This is a genomic window from Actinomyces sp. oral taxon 175 str. F0384 (assembly GCF_000223355.1).
GTDB lineage: Bacteria > Actinomycetota > Actinomycetes > Actinomycetales > Actinomycetaceae > Actinomyces > Actinomyces oris.
This window is the reverse complement of sequence record NZ_AFUR01000005.1, coordinates 58205-75160: the sequence shown is the minus strand read 5'-3', so window position 1 is coordinate 75160 and position 16956 is coordinate 58205. Positions and strand designations below refer to the sequence as shown.

The 16956-nt window shown below is 69.4% G+C and carries 14 protein-coding genes, 1 tRNA gene and 1 pseudogene; 4 read left to right on the top strand and 12 right to left on the bottom strand.

All coding sequences use genetic code 11. From position 1 onward, the window contains the following. Window position 1: 1 nt before the first annotated feature. Genes HMPREF9058_RS08065 through HMPREF9058_RS08055 form a run of 3 tightly spaced genes read right to left on the bottom strand, consistent with a single transcriptional unit; the run spans window position 2 to window position 2600 of the window. Window positions 2-1423, bottom strand: coding sequence for a PP2C family serine/threonine-protein phosphatase (locus HMPREF9058_RS08065; protein WP_009406819.1), 1422 nt, complete (start codon window positions 1421-1423; stop codon window positions 2-4). After that, complete coding sequence (locus tag HMPREF9058_RS08060; protein WP_003788599.1) at window positions 1420-1896, bottom strand: FHA domain-containing protein; 477 nt, start codon at window positions 1894-1896, stop codon at window positions 1420-1422. Before HMPREF9058_RS08060 ends, HMPREF9058_RS08065 begins: the two co-directional genes overlap by 4 nt. Beyond that, complete coding sequence (locus HMPREF9058_RS08055) at window positions 1893-2600, bottom strand: DUF3662 and FHA domain-containing protein (RefSeq protein WP_003788601.1); 708 nt, start codon at window positions 2598-2600, stop codon at window positions 1893-1895. The genes HMPREF9058_RS08060 and HMPREF9058_RS08055 overlap by 4 nt, the downstream gene beginning before the upstream one ends. Before the next feature lie 257 nt (window positions 2601-2857). Here HMPREF9058_RS08055 and HMPREF9058_RS08050 point away from each other — a divergent pair. Beyond that, window positions 2858-2941: transfer RNA gene (locus HMPREF9058_RS08050), tRNA-Leu, on the top strand. 120 nt (window positions 2942-3061) lie between these two features. On the opposite strand, the gene HMPREF9058_RS08045 is transcribed toward HMPREF9058_RS08050, so the two are convergent. From HMPREF9058_RS08045 to HMPREF9058_RS08035, 3 genes are all read right to left on the bottom strand, one after another. Next, on the bottom strand, window positions 3062-3610 hold the full coding sequence (locus HMPREF9058_RS08045; RefSeq protein ID WP_254654105.1) for a VanZ family protein: 549 nt from the start codon (window positions 3608-3610) through the stop codon (window positions 3062-3064). 89 nt (window positions 3611-3699) lie between these two features. Beyond that, window positions 3700-3987, bottom strand: coding sequence for a YbdD/YjiX family protein (locus HMPREF9058_RS08040; RefSeq protein WP_009406913.1), 288 nt, complete (start codon window positions 3985-3987; stop codon window positions 3700-3702). Continuing rightward, complete coding sequence (locus HMPREF9058_RS08035; RefSeq protein WP_043538001.1) at window positions 3984-6374, bottom strand: carbon starvation CstA family protein; 2391 nt, start codon at window positions 6372-6374, stop codon at window positions 3984-3986. Before HMPREF9058_RS08035 ends, HMPREF9058_RS08040 begins: the two co-directional genes overlap by 4 nt. A gap of 271 nt (window positions 6375-6645) precedes the next feature. Here HMPREF9058_RS08035 and HMPREF9058_RS08030 point away from each other — a divergent pair, with 271 nt between their 5' ends. Then, a complete protein-coding gene (locus tag HMPREF9058_RS08030) occupies window positions 6646-8229 on the top strand; it encodes an aspartate:alanine exchanger family transporter (RefSeq protein WP_009406719.1) in 1584 nt (527 codons plus the stop codon). Window positions 8230-8473: 244 nt separating this feature from the next. On the opposite strand, the pseudogene HMPREF9058_RS13130 reads toward HMPREF9058_RS08030, so the two are convergent. After that, window positions 8474-8617 (bottom strand): annotated as a pseudogene (locus HMPREF9058_RS13130) (carboxymuconolactone decarboxylase family protein); the annotation flags it as partial. A 29-nt stretch (window positions 8618-8646) separates the two neighbouring features. Here HMPREF9058_RS13130 and HMPREF9058_RS08025 point away from each other — a divergent pair. Continuing rightward, window positions 8647-8955, top strand: a complete 309-nt coding sequence (locus HMPREF9058_RS08025; protein WP_003788613.1) for a thiamine-binding protein — start codon at window positions 8647-8649, stop codon at window positions 8953-8955. A gap of 110 nt (window positions 8956-9065) precedes the next feature. On the opposite strand, the gene mtnN is transcribed toward HMPREF9058_RS08025, so the two are convergent. From mtnN to HMPREF9058_RS08010, 3 genes are all read right to left on the bottom strand, one after another. Next, window positions 9066-9809, bottom strand: a complete 744-nt coding sequence (mtnN, locus tag HMPREF9058_RS08020; protein WP_009406882.1) for a 5'-methylthioadenosine/S-adenosylhomocysteine nucleosidase — start codon at window positions 9807-9809, stop codon at window positions 9066-9068. A 358-nt stretch (window positions 9810-10167) separates the two neighbouring features. Further along, on the bottom strand, window positions 10168-11121 hold the full coding sequence (locus HMPREF9058_RS08015) for a hypothetical protein (RefSeq protein ID WP_009406780.1): 954 nt from the start codon (window positions 11119-11121) through the stop codon (window positions 10168-10170). Between the two features lie 323 nt (window positions 11122-11444). Next, window positions 11445-12068: a TetR/AcrR family transcriptional regulator gene (locus tag HMPREF9058_RS08010; protein ID WP_009406823.1), complete on the bottom strand. Its 624-nt coding sequence runs from the start codon at window positions 12066-12068 to the stop codon at window positions 11445-11447. Between the two features lie 129 nt (window positions 12069-12197). Here HMPREF9058_RS08010 and HMPREF9058_RS08005 point away from each other — a divergent pair, with 129 nt between their 5' ends. Next, window positions 12198-14546 (top strand): MMPL family transporter, encoded by a 2349-nt coding sequence (locus HMPREF9058_RS08005; protein ID WP_009406754.1) that lies wholly within the window; start codon window positions 12198-12200, stop codon window positions 14544-14546. A gap of 346 nt (window positions 14547-14892) precedes the next feature. Here HMPREF9058_RS08005 and HMPREF9058_RS08000 read toward each other — a convergent pair whose 3' ends face one another. Together HMPREF9058_RS08000 and HMPREF9058_RS07995 are read right to left on the bottom strand one after the other, a co-directional pair. Next, window positions 14893-15861, bottom strand: coding sequence for a helix-turn-helix domain-containing protein (locus HMPREF9058_RS08000; protein ID WP_009406934.1), 969 nt, complete (start codon window positions 15859-15861; stop codon window positions 14893-14895). Between the two features lie 612 nt (window positions 15862-16473). Continuing rightward, window positions 16474-16956: an S-ribosylhomocysteine lyase gene (locus HMPREF9058_RS07995; protein ID WP_009406873.1), complete on the bottom strand. Its 483-nt coding sequence runs from the start codon at window positions 16954-16956 to the stop codon at window positions 16474-16476.

The window sequence follows — 16956 nt, the reverse complement described above, 5'->3', positions numbered from 1 at the left end:
CTCACCCCTCCTGCCCGGGCTTGGCGGGCTGGGTCGGTGTGGCGGAGGCCGGCGACGGGGTGGAGGAGGACGAGGAGGAGGGCTTGGCCGTGGGGCTCGCGGTGCCCTGCGGGGCGGGGGCCTGCTTGCGGTAGGAGCGGACCGTCTTGTCCACGTAGGTCTCCGCGGCGCTCATCGACGACTGGGTGACGGTGGCCTCCAGGCGCTCACGGATGTTGTGATCGAGGGACTCCACGGGCAGGTCCGCGTAGGTCTTGACCGAGTGGCTCAGCTTCAGCGGGCCGACGGACTGGGGGATCCCCTGGTAGATGGCGACCTCGCCCTTGTAGGTGGAGACGTAGTAGCGGGTCTGGGTCCAGCGGTAGAACAGGGCGCTGGCGCCGACGAGCGTGGCCAGCAGGACGAGGCTGCCCACGAGGACCCGACGGCGGTGGCGGCGTCGGGCCTTCTCCTGGGTGGCGGCCTCGGCGGCGATGGCCTCGTCGACCTCGGAGGACTCCTTGGCGGAGGCGGCCTCGGGCTTGTCCTCCAGGGTGGCCATGAGGGCCGCGGCCTTGGCGGCGGGACTGGCGGCCTCGGTGTCCTTGGTCTCGGCCTGCTCCTCACCGGCACGGTGGGCGGCGGCGGCGCGCTCCTGGGCGAGGCGCTCGGTGGCGGCGCTGCCCACCACCTGCGGGACGGTCTGGGGCTCAGGGTCGTCCTTGACGACGTCGAAGACGACGGCGGTCACGTTGTCCGGTCCGCCGGCGCGCAGGGCCAGGTCGATGAGCTGGTCGGCGGCCTGACCGGGGTCGGCGACGCCGGCCAGGACCTCGCCGATGGTCTCGGCGGTCACCGGGCCGCTCAGGCCGTCGGAGCATAGCAGCCAGCGGTCGCCGGGAACGGCCTCGCGGATGGACTCGTCGAGCTGGACCTCGCCCTCAGTGTCCCCCAGGACGCGCAGGAGGACGGAGCGCTGGGGGTGCTGGCGGGCCTGGTCCCGGGTCAGGCGCCCGGTCTCCACGAGGTACTCCACGAAGGTGTGGTCGGTGGTGACCTGGGTGAGGGTGCCGTCACGCAGCATGTAGGCGCGTGAGTCGCCCACGTGGACCATGGCGAGCTTGTTGCCGCTGCGCATGACGCCGATGCAGGTGGTGCCCAGGCCGGCGAGGTCGGGGTCCTGCGAGGACAGGGTGACGAGCTCGGTGTGGGCGGCCTGGACGGCGTCGCGCATGAGGCCCAACAGCTCACCGGCCTGGTGGGAGTCGGCGTCCAGGGGCATGAGGTGCTCGACGGCGACCGCCGAGGCGATGTCTCCGCCCGCAGGTCCGCCCATCCCGTCGCACAGAAGGCACAGGTGGGGGCCGGCGTAGCCCGAGTCCTGGTTGGACTGGCGGACCAGGCCGACGTCGGAGCGTGCGGCGAAGCGCAGGGAGATGGTCATGAGCGCAGCTCCAGCGTCGTTTGGCCGATTCGGACAGGAATGTTCATGGGGAGCTCCACGGCGCCGTGCACGGGGCGGCCGTCCATCATGGTTCCGTTGGTGGATCCCAGGTCCTCCAGCCACCAGGCGCCGTCCTTGGGGAAGACGCGGGCGTGGCGCGATGAGGCGTAGGAGTCATCGAGGACCAGGGTGCAGGAGGGTGAGCGGCCGATGATGATCGACGAGGGGCTCAGGGGCACGGTCGAGCCGGCCAGGGGGCCCTCGGTGATGACCAGGCGGGTGGCGCTGCGGCGTCGGCCCCTGGGGGGTGGGCCCGAGGGCTGCTCGGAGCCGCCCGCGGAGCGTCGACGTGACGGGCCGGCGACGGGGGAGTCGGCCATATCGCGGCGCATGACGCGCACGATGAGGTACAGGAAGAACCAGAGCAGGACCAGATAGCCCAGCCGCAGGATCGTGAAGGCGAGTGCGCTCAACCGTTGACTCCGCTGTTCTGGGTGCCATCCCAGAACAGGATCTGGGTGCGGCCGATGGTGAGGGTGTTGCCGTCCACGAGCGTGACGGCGTCGACCCGTTGGCCCTCGACGAAGGTGCCGTTGGTGGAACCCAGGTCGCTGGCGATGGCGTTGCCGTGCGTCAGGCGGATCTCCAGGTGACGGCGGGAGACGCCGGAGTCGTCGACGATGATGTCCGCCTCCGAGCCGCGGCCGATGACGGTGACCGGCCCGGTGAGCAGGTAGCGCTGGCCGTTGATGTCGACGATCGGGTGCGCCGGGGTGGCGGTGGCGGAGGCGGCCGGGGCGGCGGCGCCGCGTCGCGTGGAGGACTCGATCTCGATGGCCGGGGCGTTGGGGTTGTTGTTGACGAGGAAGGAGACCTCGACCGGGCCGACGAAGGAGTAGCCCTGGTCCGCGGCGTGCGAGGTGGCGACCTCCTCCATCTGACGCACCATCTCGTCCTGGCCCCAGGCGGTGATGCGCTCAATACTCGGCGGGGTGAGGTGGATGCGGAAGATGTTGGGAACCACGGAGCGGTCGCGGGCGAAGGACGCGGCGCGCTTGTCCATGGTCTCGCGGAGCTTCGAGGCGATCTCGATGGGCTCGATGTCGTCCGAGAAACGGGACATGGCGCGGTTCGTGACGTTCTCGACGCCCTTCTCGAACTTGTCCAGGAATCCCATGGACAGTACCTCCCCCAAATATGGTGTGGCGGCCCCCGGGATGGAGCCGGGAGACGGGACTGTCCCGCCTCGCTATGGGCCTGCACGGACCTGCGTGCAGGCCGATACCGTTCCCATCGTAACGGTAGCGAAGCCATCGCAGGGAAGACGGCCCCCTCTGTGTGAGGTAATTGTGTCGTGAGCGGTCTCACGGCCGGATATGGCGGTGAGGATTGGACGCGGGCGGGGATGGCAGGCTAGTCTCATGCTCGCTTCTCGCGCGAGTGGCGGAATTGGTAGACGCGCACGGTTCAGGTCCGTGTGATCTTACGATCATGGGGGTTCGAGTCCCCCCCCGCGCACAGAACGGAAAGGCCCGGACCACATGGTCCGGGCCTTTCGCTGTCTCCGGTTCCTGGTTGGCCGCCTTGTTCGGGGCCCGCTGCGGGACGGTGCGGCGTCGTTCCCGTGTGACGGGGGAGTCAGGCGGAGACGGGGCGCGCGTGCAGGCGGCGCAGGAGGTACCAGGCGGCCAGGGCCCCGATCCAGGCGCCGACGGCGTTCTGACCGACATTGGCCAGCGAGGGGCGCCGTTCCAGCATCGGCAGGAGGCTCTGGAGCACCTCGGCGCTCAGCCCGACCACGCAGCCGACCAGCGCCCACATCCACCAGGGGATGTCCCGCCAGCCCACGACCGCGCAGAAGGTGGCCGGCGCCAGCATCACCAGGTTGAGAACGATGTCCTTGCCCTCGGAGCTGAGGAAGCCCGGTCCCATGGTGTCCTTGAGCTCGGCGACCTCGCGCCCGGAGGGCCACACCACCGCCACGCAGACGATGGCCAGGAGGATGACCGCCGCGACACGGGCGATCCGCTCGTAGGAGGCCCGGTCCGGGGGATGAGTCTTGGAGGGCTGGAGGTCCGTGGCGCGGCCGGCCGACGGCGAAGCGGCCGACGCCGGTGATGTCCCCCAGGAGGTGTCAGGGGACTCGGCGGACGTCAGTGCGTCGGGCACGGGCTGCTGGGCGGGCACGCTCACGACGCTACCGCCCGCCCTCCGGGAACCCCGGAAGGCGGGCGGTAACGATCAGAGCACATCGGGGCGCAGGAACGTGTCCCGGCTCAGCAGCAGCTGGCGTTGATCTCCGTCTCGGCCTGCTTGGCCCGGGCGCGCCAGAACTCGCGCTCACTCATGGGACCGTGCCCCGAGCCGTGCTCAGAACCGTGGGCGCCCCCGTGTCCGTGGGGGCACTGCGCGTGCTCGCGGGCGTAGCGCTCCAGGTAGCGGTCATAGGCGGACTCCCCGGTCATGTCCCGCCACAGGGTGCGGGCTCGGGTCAGGACCTGGCGGACCCGATGTCGGGCGCTTGCCCGATCCGCCTGCTGCGGCGTCGAAGGAGAAGGTGTCATGACTTCTCCGCGTGGGCCTTGTGCGGGATGAGGGCCGGGTCGCCCACCTGCTCGTACTCCCGGGAGACCTTCTTCATGAGCGAGGAGGCGATCATCGTCTCGGGCGCGTAGAAGTTGGACTCCTGGTACGGGTCCTCCGACGTCGTCGTGTCCCGGTTGCGGAGCGTCTGGACGATACGGATGAGGGCGCAGACCATGACGAAGGCCACCATGACCAGGAAGATGATCGACAGCGTCCCCTGAATCATCGTGTTGCGCACGATCGCCCGGGTCTCCTCGATCTTGGCCGGGTCGGTGAGCGTGCCCAGCTTGGCCACGGCCTCCTGATGCTGCTGGAAGTAGCCCACGAGCGGGTCGCTGGAGAAGATCTTCTGCCACGAGGCCGTGAAGGTGACGGCCGTGTCGAAGACCAGCGGGATCGCGGGGATCCACACCCACTTCGTGTAGCCCTTGCGCACCACCATGACGGTGACCACCAGAAGCGCCACGGCCGCGATGAGCTGGTTGGCGATACCGAACAGCGGGTAGAGCGTCTGGATGCCGCCGCGCGGATCGGTGACACCCATGAGGAGCAGCGCCCCCCAGGAGGCGACGACGACCGCCGTGGTCCCCCAGGCGCCCACGTGCCAGGACGGGTCCTTGAACTTGGGGAAGGCGTTGCCCAGCGCGTCGGAGAGCTGGAAGCGGGCCACGCGGGTGACGGCGTCGACGGCCGAGAGGATGAACAGGGCCTCGAACATGATGGCGAAGTGGTACCAGAAGCCCATCATGGCCCGGCCTCCGCCGATCTGGTGGAGGATGTGGGCGATGCCCACCGACAGGGTGGGGGCGCCGCCGGTGCGCGAGACGACGTTGGGCTCGCCGACGTCGCTGGCCAGGCGCTCCAGGGCCTCGGCACCCGTGTAGGTCTTGGGGTTGCCGTTGTCGTCCCAGGAGTCCCACTTGGGGGTGGGCTTGTGGCCCTGGGCGTCGGTGACACCGAGGTTGCCGACGGCGACCTCGGCGAGCTTCTCGCAGTGGTGCTCGGGGTCGTCGGTGGTCTTGCAGGGGGCCGCGGCCACCGTCTCGGGGCCGGCGAGCTTGTTCATGGTCGCCGTCGAGGTGTTCATGGAGAAGTAGATGCCCGGGCTCAGCGAGACCGCGGCGGCCAGCGCCATGATCGCCACGAAGGACTCCATGAGCATGCCGCCGTAGCCGATCATGCGGACCTGGGTCTCCTTCTCCACCATCTTGGGGCTGGTGCCCGAGGAGACCATGGCGTGCATGCCGGACAGGGCGCCGCAGGCGATGGTGATGAACAGGAAGGGGAAGAGGGTGCCGGCGAAGACCGGGCCCGCGGTGTTGAAGGCGAACTCGGTGACGGCGGACATCTCCACCAGGGGGCGCACGATGATGATGCCCAGGGCCAGGATCGTGATCGTGCCGACCTTCATGAAGGTCGACAGGTAGTCGCGCGGGGTGAGCAGGACCCACACCGGCAGGACCGCGGCCAGGAAGCCGTAGATGATCATGGCCCACACCAGGGTCTTGGGGGACAGGTGCAGGTAGTGGCCGAAGGAGGACTCGGCCACCCAGCGCCCGCCGATGATGACGGCGATGAGCAGGCCGAAGCCGACGAAGGAGACCTGGGTGATCTTGCCGGGCTGGACGAAGCGCAGCCACAGGCCCATTCCGATGGCGATCGGGATGGTCATGCCTACCGAGAAGACTCCCCAGGGGGAGGCGGCCAGGGCGTTGACGCAGACCATGGCCAGGACCGCCAGGACGATCATGAGCATGACGAAGACGACGATGGTCGCCACGATGCCGCCGATCCGGCCGATCTCGTCAGTGGCCATCTGGCCCAGGGAGCGGCCGCCGCGGCGCATGGAGAAGAACAGGACGAGCATGTCCTGGACGGCGCCGGCCACGAGCACTCCGATGATGATCCACAGGGTGCCGGGCAGGTAGCCCATCTGGGCGGCCAGGACCGGGCCGACCAGCGGGCCGGCGCCGGCGATGGCCGCGAAGTGGTGGCCGTAGAGGACGACGCGGTGGGTGGGGTCGAAATCGCGCCCGTTGTTGATGCGCTCGGCCGGGGTGGCGTTGGTGTCGTCGGGGCGCATGATGCGCCGCTGGATGTAGAGGCCGTAGAAGCGGTACCCGATCGCGTAGGTGCACACGGCGGTGACCACGAACCAGATGGTGTTGACGTGCTCGCCGCGCACGACCGCCAGCATCCACCACCCCAGGACGCCCAGGGCGGTGATGGCCACCCATGTGGCGATCCGAGCGGGTGTCCATCGATTGTCAGGACGTATGCCGACGGGGACGCCGTCGGCGTTGCGGATGATCCGCTTCTCCTCCTCCGGTGAGTAGGTCGGCAGAGAGGCTTCTTTCTGGGGCATCGGGATTCCGTTCTCGTCGTCGAGAAAAGGTGTGACGTCATCGTCTGCGGTGACTCTCCCAGGGTATTCCTCCTGGTGGCGGAAAGGAAGCAATCGTGAGACCAACGGCGGGGCGTTCGTCTTTCTGCTCCGATATCAGCACCATTTATCCCACCCATCGAATAATGCTTCCGGTGGCTGCTGTGCGGCGTCGCGCATGATGCCGGCGGGCCCGGGTCGGGACCGGTGCTCGGGGTTCGGGGTGCCCGGGGCCTGCGGCTAACCTGGCGTCGTGTCCGTGCTTCATCCCGTTCTCGACGTCCTCGCGCAGGCGCCGATCCTCACCGTCTTCCTCGTCATCGGCCTGGGGACCGCCGTCGGGCAGATCCCGCTGGGGCCGATCCGCTTCGGCGCCGCCGGGGCGCTCTTCGTGGGCCTCGCGGTGGGCGCCCTCGACCCCCGGCTCGGCGCCGACCTCACCCTGCTGCGCAGCCTCGGCCTGGCCCTGTTCTGCTACACCGTGGGGCTGGCCGCCGGCAACACCTTCTTCCGCGACCTGCGCAGGCAGCTGCCGCTCATGGCCCTGTGCGTCGTCGCGCTCGTGATCGCCGGCGCGGCGGGCGGCCTCTATTCCCACCTGACCGGGGTGAACCCCGCCATGGACTCCGGCGCCTACGCGGGGGCCCTGACCTCACCGGTGCTCGACGCCGCCATCGAGGCGGCCGGGACTCAGGAGCCCGCCGTCGGCTACGCCCTGGCATACCCCGTGGGCGTCGCCGTCGCCATCCTCATCGTGGCCGGGGTCGTGGGGCGCACCTGGCCCGGGCGGCGCGACCCGCGGCCCGCCAGCGCCGACGGCATCACCGCCACCAGCGTCTACCTCCTGCAGCGGGTGGCCCTGGGCGAGATGAAGGCCTTCAAGGAGGGCCGCATCCGCATATCCTACCTGGAGCGCGACGGCGAGACCCGGGTCGTGGCCCCCGGTGAGGAGCTGCTTCCCGGGGACAAGGTCGTCATCGTCGGGGCGCCGGCCGCCGTCGAGTCCGCCATGCACGACCTGGGCACCGGGCTCCACAACTGCCTGGCCAAGGACCGCACCGCCGTCGACTTCCGGCGCCTGACCGTCTCCTCGACACGGGTGGCCGGGCGCACGATCGCCGAGGTGGATATGCCCGGGCGCTTCCAGGGCGTCATCACCCGCGTCAAGCGCGGTGACCTGGACCTGCTGGCCCGCGAGGACCTCGTCCTGGAGCTCGGCGACCGGGTGCTGGCGGTCGTCCCCAGCGACGAGCTGGAGAAGGCCGCCGACTGGTTCGGCGACTCCGAGCGCTCCATCGCCCAGATCGACGCCTTCTCCGTCGGGGCAGGCATGGCGCTCGGCGTGCTCCTGGGGCTGGTGGCGATACCGCTGCCCGGTGGCATCACGCTGCGGCTTGGGGTGGCGGCCGGGCCGCTCGTCGTCGGCATGGTCCTGGGGTGGGTGGGGCGCACCGGGCCCTTCGTGTGGGGGCTGCCGCATGCCGCCAACTCCACCATTCGCCAGCTGGGGCTGCTGTTCTTCCTGGCCGCGATCGGGCTGGCCTCGGGGCCGGACTTCGCGGCCTCGGCCTTCTCGATGACGGGGCTCAAGGTGGGGGTGCTCGCCGCGCTCATCGTGGTGGTCAACGCGATCGTCCTGCTGGCCGGGGCGCGGTGGGCCGGGGTGTCCGCGCAGCGCGCCTCCGGTGGCCTGGCCGGACTCGTCGGGCAGCCCGCGATCCTCGCCTTCGCCCTGTCCAAACGCGATGACGAGCGCATCGAGGCCGGCTACGCGACCCTGTTCGCCCTGGCCATCGTCGTCAAGATCGTCATGGTTCAGGTCCTCGTGGCGCTGTAGGCGCGGAACCTGGTGGCGGTGGGAGGGGGAGCGTCTCCGGGCCGCCGGAGCCGGTCCGAGTGAGCCCTCGATGTCCACATCGGAGACAAAGAAGCCCGCGACCCGATGAGGCCGTCAATAGAACCGCGGAATCATGCGGTTTCTTGGCGGCGGTGTGCACGTGGAGCCCGCCTTTGTCTCCGATGTGGACACGCACGCCTCTTTGGCGACCTGCTGTGGCCGTGCGACGGGGCGGTGCGGACGATCAGTCGGTCGCGTCGCGCCCGGCGAAGACCTCGCGGGCCACGAAAGTGGCGTTGAGTGCGCGCGGGAAACCTGCGTAGACCGAGGCGTGCAGGATTGCCTCGACGATCTCCTCACGGGTCAGCCCCACGTTGAGGGCGGCCCCGGGCGGCGGCGCGGGGCTAGCCTGGCTGCATGCTTGTCGCCTTCTCCGTATCCCCGACCACCACTGACGCTCCCGACGGGTCTGTCTCCGAGGCGGTGGCCCGGGCCGTGCGCGTGGTGCGCGACTCCGGCCTGCCTTATGAGACGACCTCGATGTTCACCACGGTCGAGGGCGAGTGGGATGAGTGCATGGACGTGGTCAAGCGGGCCTGCGAGGCGGTCGCCGAGGTGAGCCCGCGCGTGGCGCTCGTCCTCAAGGCCGACATCCGCCCCGGCTGGACCGGCCAGATGACCGCGAAGGTCGAGCGCGTCGAGGCCCGCCTGCGCCAGGCCGACTGAGCGGCGCCCGGCAAATCGACCAAAACTTCAGAAACGACGCGGCTCCGGGTCGATTCTGAAGATTCTGTCGAAGTGTGGGTGGGGAGGGAGGCGCGGGCGGCGTCAGCGACTCAGCTGAGCAGGGCCAGGACGACCGCGGCGCTGCGGGCGGCGGCCTCCTCGGCGGCGATGTGGAAGTCCTGGCCCGCCTCGGGGCCGCACAGGTCGGACACGCCGCGCACCGAGACGAAGGGGACGCCGGCGCCCGCTGCTACCTGCGCCAGCGCCGTCGACTCCATGTCCGTGCTCAGTGCCGCGGGGAAGACCTCACGGGTGTCGGCGACGTTCGCGGCCGTCACGAAGGAGTTGCCGGCCAGCATCTGACCGACGCGCAGTCGCGCCGAGCCCGACGACGCCGTGGCGCCGCGCAGGGCCTCCTGGCCCACCTGCTCCAGTTGCTCCAGCAGGGCCGCATCTCCGGCGAAGGTCTCCGGCTGGCCCGGGGTCTGGCCGCGGGCGTAGCCGAAGGCGGTGGCGTCGGCGTCGGTGTAGGCCAGGGTCGCCGAGGCGCACACGTCGCCGACCTCGACCTGGCGGCTGAGCCCGCCGGTGGTTCCCGCCGAGACGACGGCGCTGGGGCGGACCTGAGCCAGGACCGTCGCCAGTGCGCTCGCGGCCGCCACGAGCCCAATGCCGCTGCGCACGACGATGAGCTCGCGCTCGCCGTCGGGAAGCTGGAGGGACCAGGCGCGTGCGGCCCCCGGCAGGGTCGGCGCCTGGGCAGCCGCGCGCTTGGGCAGGGCGTCCAGGAAGGGCTGGGCCTCCTCGGCCATGGCGCAGGAGACGATGACAGGCGCGGCACTGGTGCGACTCACGCGCCGAGCCTACAGGGGCGGCCGAGCCCTGAAAGTGTCCAGAGGGGACGGCTTTGACGGCCGATCGCAGCCACTATCAGGAAGTAACAGGGCGATGACCTGGGCTTTTGTAGACCGCGGTGCGGGTGCCGTGATTCAAAGTCGTCCCAGATGGACAGAATCGCTGCATGGTGACTCTGCCGGTGTCGTTGCTCTGAAGACATGCTGCCGTCATACGTCCGCGGGTCAAGAGCTGGGGCGTCTGGTTCCTGGGCGGGGCAGATGCGGCGGGATGCGCCCGCCAACGATCCAGGTGACGGTTCCCTCCGGTTCATCTGCCGTGCCCGTCGCACTCGGAACCTATGAGGTAAGAGTGCCATCACCCTGCCTGGAGCGGGATGATCGGGGTGATCCCCATGCGCATGGCGATGGGGGCGACAATATCGACCGTGCTGTGCTGGAGGACCTGTCGGCTAGTCAGACGCACTGGAACGTGACTCGCGGTGAGTGCGGCCTGGTCGCGCAGGTGGTCGTGCTCCCAGTCGAGATGGGAGGAATGAAAGGCGTAGCCGTCCGTCTCGATGAGAAGTGCTGGGTGACTGTCTGCTCGAAGCGCCTTGGTGTCGGGCGTGAGACCGGGGATGAGGTCGTGTGGATGAGCTGTCAGCACCAGATCCACCTCTCCAACGCCCGGGACGAACACTGCCGTCGCCGGCCGGTATCCCGCCTCTTCCAGCTCGTAACGAGCGATCGTCTCCAGAAGAGAGCGGGCATCGGGGAGCGACCGCGACACAAGCGTGCGGGAGCGGTGGTTTCGCGGACCCCGTAGGAGGCTCTCAAGCTGAGAACGGGTCGTCAGACCAAGTCGAAGGGCCGCATCGAGCGCGATGAGTGCATCAAGCTCATCCGCACAACGCAGGTAACAGATGAGTGCTGGCTCCACGGGTGCCACCGGTGCCGCATCTGCGGCGGGCAGAATGAGTCCACTCAACCGATGGGTGACGACGCGTCCGATTGCGTCCGGTATGTGACCCTGGTTGCAGGGGATGGCGATATGCAACGTTGTGGGCGCTGATTGCAGCGGTAGGCCGTAGTGCCGCATCGCGTGGGCACAGGTGATGACACCCCTGATGCGTCGGCAGAGGATGAAACGAGGGTCGGCGCCCTTCAGCGCGGCCACGTGGTTCGGGTGAAGAGTGACGAGCCCGTCGGCGGCGGCTCGGGCAACCAGACGACGCTCGGTCCGCGTGCTGCACAGCGTGCTCAGGCGCGCTGCTCCCTGGTAAGCGGCGAGACGCGCCAGCAGTCCCTCGATCCTGGATGACTTATCCATACCTAAATGATGTCAAACATCATCAAAACGCGCCTTGCTGGAGTGGGGGGTTGTGGACTGAGGTGTGTCCGTTTTGTCCAGAGGGGACGGCTTTGACGGCCGATCGCAGCCACTATCAGGAAGTAACAGGGCGATGACCTGGGCTTTTGTAGACCGCGGTGCGGGTGCCGTGATTCAAAGTCGTCCCATCTGGACAGATTCGCCGCACGGCAACTCTGTCGAGGCGCTGTAGAGAGCGTGCAGTGGGGGTCGGTGGGGCGGTGGCCTTCTGTCGGGGTGGAATCCTCGCTTCGCCAGTAGGCAAGCTCTGGTGTGGAGCGACCTCAGGCGTCGCCGGTCTGCGTCGGCGTGCTCAGCCCGGTGATGACCGCCTCGATGAGGTCTCGCAGCCTGTCGCAGTCCGTGTTCTCAGTGATCGAGTCCATGAAGAGCAGGCTGACGAGGTCGGCCAGGCTCGCCGTGGGGACGGTGGGGCGGCGCCCCATGCGGGCGAGAACCTTCTCGACCGTTCCGGACAGTCTGGCGGTGAAGTCGGCGCGCGCCGTCCCGGGGATCGTCGGGCTGTCGGGGTTGCGCAGCTGGAAGAGGGAGTACTCGGTGGTCAGCAGGTAGATGGTGCGGGCCTCGGGGCGGATGGCCTCGAGCAGCTCCACGAGCGAGTCCATCGTGGGGGTGCCCTCGAAGGAGTCGATGGCCTGCGTGACCCGTGACAGCAAGGTGTTGGAGCGCATGACGATGGCCTCGGTCAGGATGTCCTGGAGCGAGGAGTAGTTGGAGTAGAAGGCGCCCCGGGTGAAGCCGGCCTGCTTGACGACGTCGTCAATGCGAGTGCTGGCGATGCCCTTGGAGGCGACGATGTCCGCAGCCGCCTCGATGAGGCGGGCGCGGGTGTTCTCCCGCTTGCGCAGCGTGCGCTCGGCGGCGGGCGGGTCGGTGCTCGGTGTCATGAGACCGCCCACCTTACCGGCGCCATAGGGGTGCGAGGAGTCACAACGTCCTGGGTTTCAATACATAAATGTATCCAGTACGTTTGCGTATCGAATTCGATCATCTCCGTACCTTTTGAAAGGTCCGTCATGTCCACTTTCCTCTTATCCCTGGGGCGATGGTGCGCTCGTCACGCCACCCGGGTCCTCGCGGCCTGGGCGCTGCTCATCGCTGCCCTCGGCGGCGTCGTCGCCACCACCGGTATCCAGCTCGACGACACCTTCACCATTTCCGGCACTGAGTCGATGCGCGGCCTGGAGGTCCTCACCGATCGGCTTCCCCAGGCGGCGGGCACCAGCGAGCAGGTCCTCATCACCAGCTCCAACGGCCGCATCGAGAACCACGCCCCGGCGGTCAACGCCTTTGCTCTTCGGGCATCGCAGATCGACGGCGTCGCCACGGTTTCCCCGCCCTTCGGTGACAAGACCGCCGGCGTTGCGTCATCCGTCTCCGCGGACGGTACCCACGTACTCGTCCAGGTGCAGACGGACGCCTCGGTCGGCTCCATCACCACCGGAACCACGTCGAAGGCCAAGACCGTCGCCCAGGACCTCGACACCCTCGCCGAGCGCGCCGAGGCCATGGACCCGTCTCTGACGGTCCAGCGCAGCGGCAACATCGACCAGGAGGTGGGGATCGGCATCTCCGCCGTTGAGCTCGTCGGCGTCGCCATCGCCGCGATCGTCCTGCTCATCACCTTCGGCTCCTTCGTGGCCGCGGGTACCCCGCTCATCGCCGCCGCCGTCGGCGTGGGCGTCGGCATGCTCGGCATCCTCGCGACAGCAAGCTTCACCGACATCAACTCCACCACCCCGGTCCTGGCCGTCATGATCGGACTGGCGGTCGGCATCGACTACGCCCTATTCATCGTCTCGCGGGCGCGCGAGTACCTCGCCGACGGTGTCGATCCGGCCGAGGCCGCGGGGCGGGCCACCGCCACCTCCGGAGGGGCCGTCGTCTTCGCCGGCACCACGGTCATCGTGGCCCTGTGTGGTTTGAGCGTGGCAGGCATCAGGTTCCTGACCACGATGGGGCTGGCCTCGGCGGCGGTCGTGGCAGTGGCCGTGCTCGTGGCGCTGACGGTCGTGCCCGCTCTCATCGGCCTCCTCGGTCAGCGCCTGCTCCCGCGGCGTCGTAGGGCCGCCGGCGTCGGCGCGGACGTGGACCGGAGGCCGGCCTCCCGCTGGGTGCGCACGGTGACCCGTCGCCCCTGGGTGACCATCGGCGCCGTCGTCGTCCTTCTGGGACTGTGCGCCGTCCCCGTCAGCGGCCTGCGCCTCGCCCTGACCGACAACGGCTTTGCCGAGAAGGGATCGCAGCAGCGCGAGACCTACGACGCCGTCGCCGCGGCCTACGGAGAGGGCTACAACTCTCCGATCGTCGTGATCGCTGACATCTCTCAGCCCTCCGGCTCCGTTGCCGCGGTCCAGGGTCTGGCCCGTGACCTCTCCCAGCTCGACGGCGTCGAGGGTGTCTCCCTGGCCACTCCCAACGAGGACGGGACCCTCGCCTTCGTCCAGCTCCGCCCCGAGAAATCGCAGGCCGACCCCTCCACGATGGAGCTCGTGCGCAACATCCGCTCCCACGCCGGTGACTATGAGAGCCGCTATGGGCTCAGCAACGTCATGGTCACCGGTCAGACCGCTGTCGCGATCGACGTCGCCGAGGAGCTCAACGCCGCCCTCATCCCCTTCGGCATCGTGGTGGTGGGCCTCTCGCTCATCCTCCTCATGGTGGTCTTCCGCTCCATCGCCGTTCCCGTGACCGCGACCCTCGGGTACCTGCTGTCTCTGGGCGCGGGCATGGGCGCCGTGGGGGCCGTCTTCGGCTGGGGCTGGGCTGCCGACCTCCTGGCCGTCTCCAAGGTCGGCGCCGTCATCTCCTTCCTGCCGGTCATCGTCATGGGAGTCCTGTTCGGGCTGGCCATGGACTACCAGGTCTTCCTCGTTTCACGCATGCGCGAGGAGTGGAGCCGACGGCGCGGCGACGCGACTGATGTGACGCTTGAGGCTCGCCGTGAGGTGGCCGTGGCGGCGGTCGAGACCGGATTCCTGGGCAGCGCGAAGGTTGTGGTCGCGGCGGCCGTCATCATGATCGGCGTCTTCATGGCCTTCGTCCACACCGACAACGTGTACGTCAAGCCCATCGCCCTTGGCCTGACCGTCGGGATCGCTGCCGACGCCTTCCTCGTGCGCATGACCCTCATCCCTGCGCTCATGGCGGCGCTGGGAGAGAAGGCCTGGTGGCTGCCGGCATGGCTGGACCGGCTGCTCCCCGTCGTCGACGTCGAGGGGGAGGGCCTGGAGCAGGCACTGGAGCAGGAGGAGGCCGCCGCAGGCGAGTCCGCCCGACCGGTGACGGACAGCTCGGGCGATGAGGCCGAGGATGCTGAGGGCGCCGCGGACGCCGAGGACAGGCAGGCCGCTGTCGTGTCCTGAGCCCGCACTCGCGGGGTCTGGCGAGGGCGGGGCAGGTTGATCGCTGCCGGCCCGCCCTTGCCGGGGACATTCCGCGCGGCCGGGTGCGTGTCGTTCCGGGCGGGGGCGTTCGACGCCGTCGGGGACAGGAATACGGTCCCCGCAGGCGCAGGATGTCCCCGGTGGTGCGGACGTGTCCCCGGACGCGCAGATGTCCCCGTACGTATCGGGCCAGTCCGTCGCGTCCGCCGGGCCTTGTCCTGCTTCGCCCCACTGCCGGGCTTTGCCGTGTCTGCCGTGCCTTGCCGCACCCCATCACCAGGTCCGGGGCCCCACTGTGTTCCGGTGCCCCATGGTCTACGACGCCCTACTGACCCGCGCCCTCGTCGTCCCGGGAGCCCGTGGCGGCGGTGACGGCCGCGGCCGGGTTGATGGGCAGTGCCCGGCGCGACTGGTCGCGGCGCAGCAGGAAGTTCCCCAGCCGGATCGGCCAGGCCACGTGGTTGATCCGCGGCCAACGCAGCATGACGTAGTCGACCGCGTCGTCCACCTCCAGGTGCCGCGTCGAGTTGCCGACCCGCACCCACAGCGCCGCCCCGTCGCGCCCCTTGGCCGGCTTGAGGTAGACCGGCAGTGGGGATGGGGGCGCGGTCACCCGGCACACCTCCGCGGTCCCGTCCGGGGTGGGCGCGAAGTCCACCCGGGGCAGTGCCGCCGCGTTCGTGCCCATGCGGGTGCGCCACATGCCGCGCAGCCACAGCTCGAAACGGTCGGCGTCGGGCTGCTTGAGGGTCGTGTAGTCGGGGCCGAGCCCGATGAGGTTGCCGCCGTCATCGACGCCGAGCAGGAGCGTGCCGCCCGCGGAGTTCATGAAGGCCGCCACCGTCTTGGCCACGATCTCCTCCATGGCCTCATCGCGCTTGTCCGTGCGCAGGTTCCAGCGCGCCGAGGACTTGAACTCCAGGCGGTCGGACTCGCCCATCTGGGCGACCTCCGCGATCGGCAGCAGTGTGGGATGGTGCTGGACGCGCGCCAGCACCGCGGAGGTTGCCACCAGCACCACGACCGCCACGCCGCAGGAGGTCGCCAGCATCTTGAACGAGAACAGGTCGCCCTCGTCGAAGATCCACCCCGCCAGCAGCAGCCCCAGCCACAGGCCGACAAGCGCGATGAGCGTGGCCGCCGCACCCGACACGGAGACTCGCCCGCGCAGCAGGAACCGCGTCAGCCGCCCCACGAGGAAGGACAGCAGGAGCAGCAGCGGCTGGGCGATGACCCACCAGATGAGGATGGGGTTGGCAGGGTTGGTGATGGTGACGGTCTCGATGCTCTCCACGTGCGTCAGGTTCTCTTCGTCTCGGTGCCTCGCGGCGCGGGCACAGGGTGGGCGGGGGCTGAGTGCGATTCGGGATGCGGTTGGTGTCGGTGTTGGACCGGGCCCGACGTCGGAGCCCGGCGACGGCGCGCCGTCCCGCTCCATGACTGTGCCAGGCCCGGTGTTGCCAGACTGTGAGGACTGTCCTCTCCGCGGTTCCTGGTCTCAGTGGTTCCTGGTCTCGGTGGTGTCTGATCTCGGTGGCGCCTGGTCTCAGTGGTTCCTGGTCTCGGTGGCGCCTGGTTGTGCCGGCTCCTCGTCCCGCCGACGGGGGCATTCCGCGCGGCCGGGTGCGTCTCGTTCCAGCCGGGGGCATTCGACGCCGTCGGGGACCGGAATCCTGTCCCCGGGCGCGCAGGATGTCCCCGGCCGTGAGGGAATGTCCCCGCACGCGCAGGTTGTCCCCGGCTGGGAGGGAGTGTCCCCGGGCGCGCAGGATGTCCCCGGCCGTGAGGGAATGTCCCCGCACGCGCAGGTTGTCCCCGGCTGGGAGGGAGTGTCCCCGCACGCGCAGGTTGTCCCCGGCTGGGAGGGAGTGTCCCCGGCCGGGCGACACAGGGCCGCGCGGCTGCGTCAGGCCATGACCTGCGTCCACTCCTCGCGGGCGGCGAGGAAGTCGCGCACCGCCTCCTGGGCGGCGGCCAGCGAGTGGTTCGCCCCCCAGCCGCACTGGACCTCGTTGGCCGCCGGCACCTCCTGAGCAGTGAGGATGTCGCGGAAGGTCGCCTCCAGCAGCGGCAGGAACTCCTCGGTCTCCACCCCCAGCATGAGGGCGTAGAAGCCGGTCTGGCAGCCCATGGGGGAGAAGTCGATGAGCCGGTCGGTGTGGTTGCGCATGAGCTCGGCGCTCAGGTGCTCGATGGAGTGCACGGCCTCCATCTCCAGGTGCTCGTGGTTGGGCTGGCAGAAGCGCACGTCGTACTTGACGAGCACGTCCCCGCCGGGCAGCTCCTTGCGGTCGGCGACGCGCACGTAGGGCGCGGCCACCTTGGTGTGGTCCAGGTTGAAGGACTCGACGTTCATCCTCGGCGTGCTCTGCTGGCTCGTCTCGCTCAT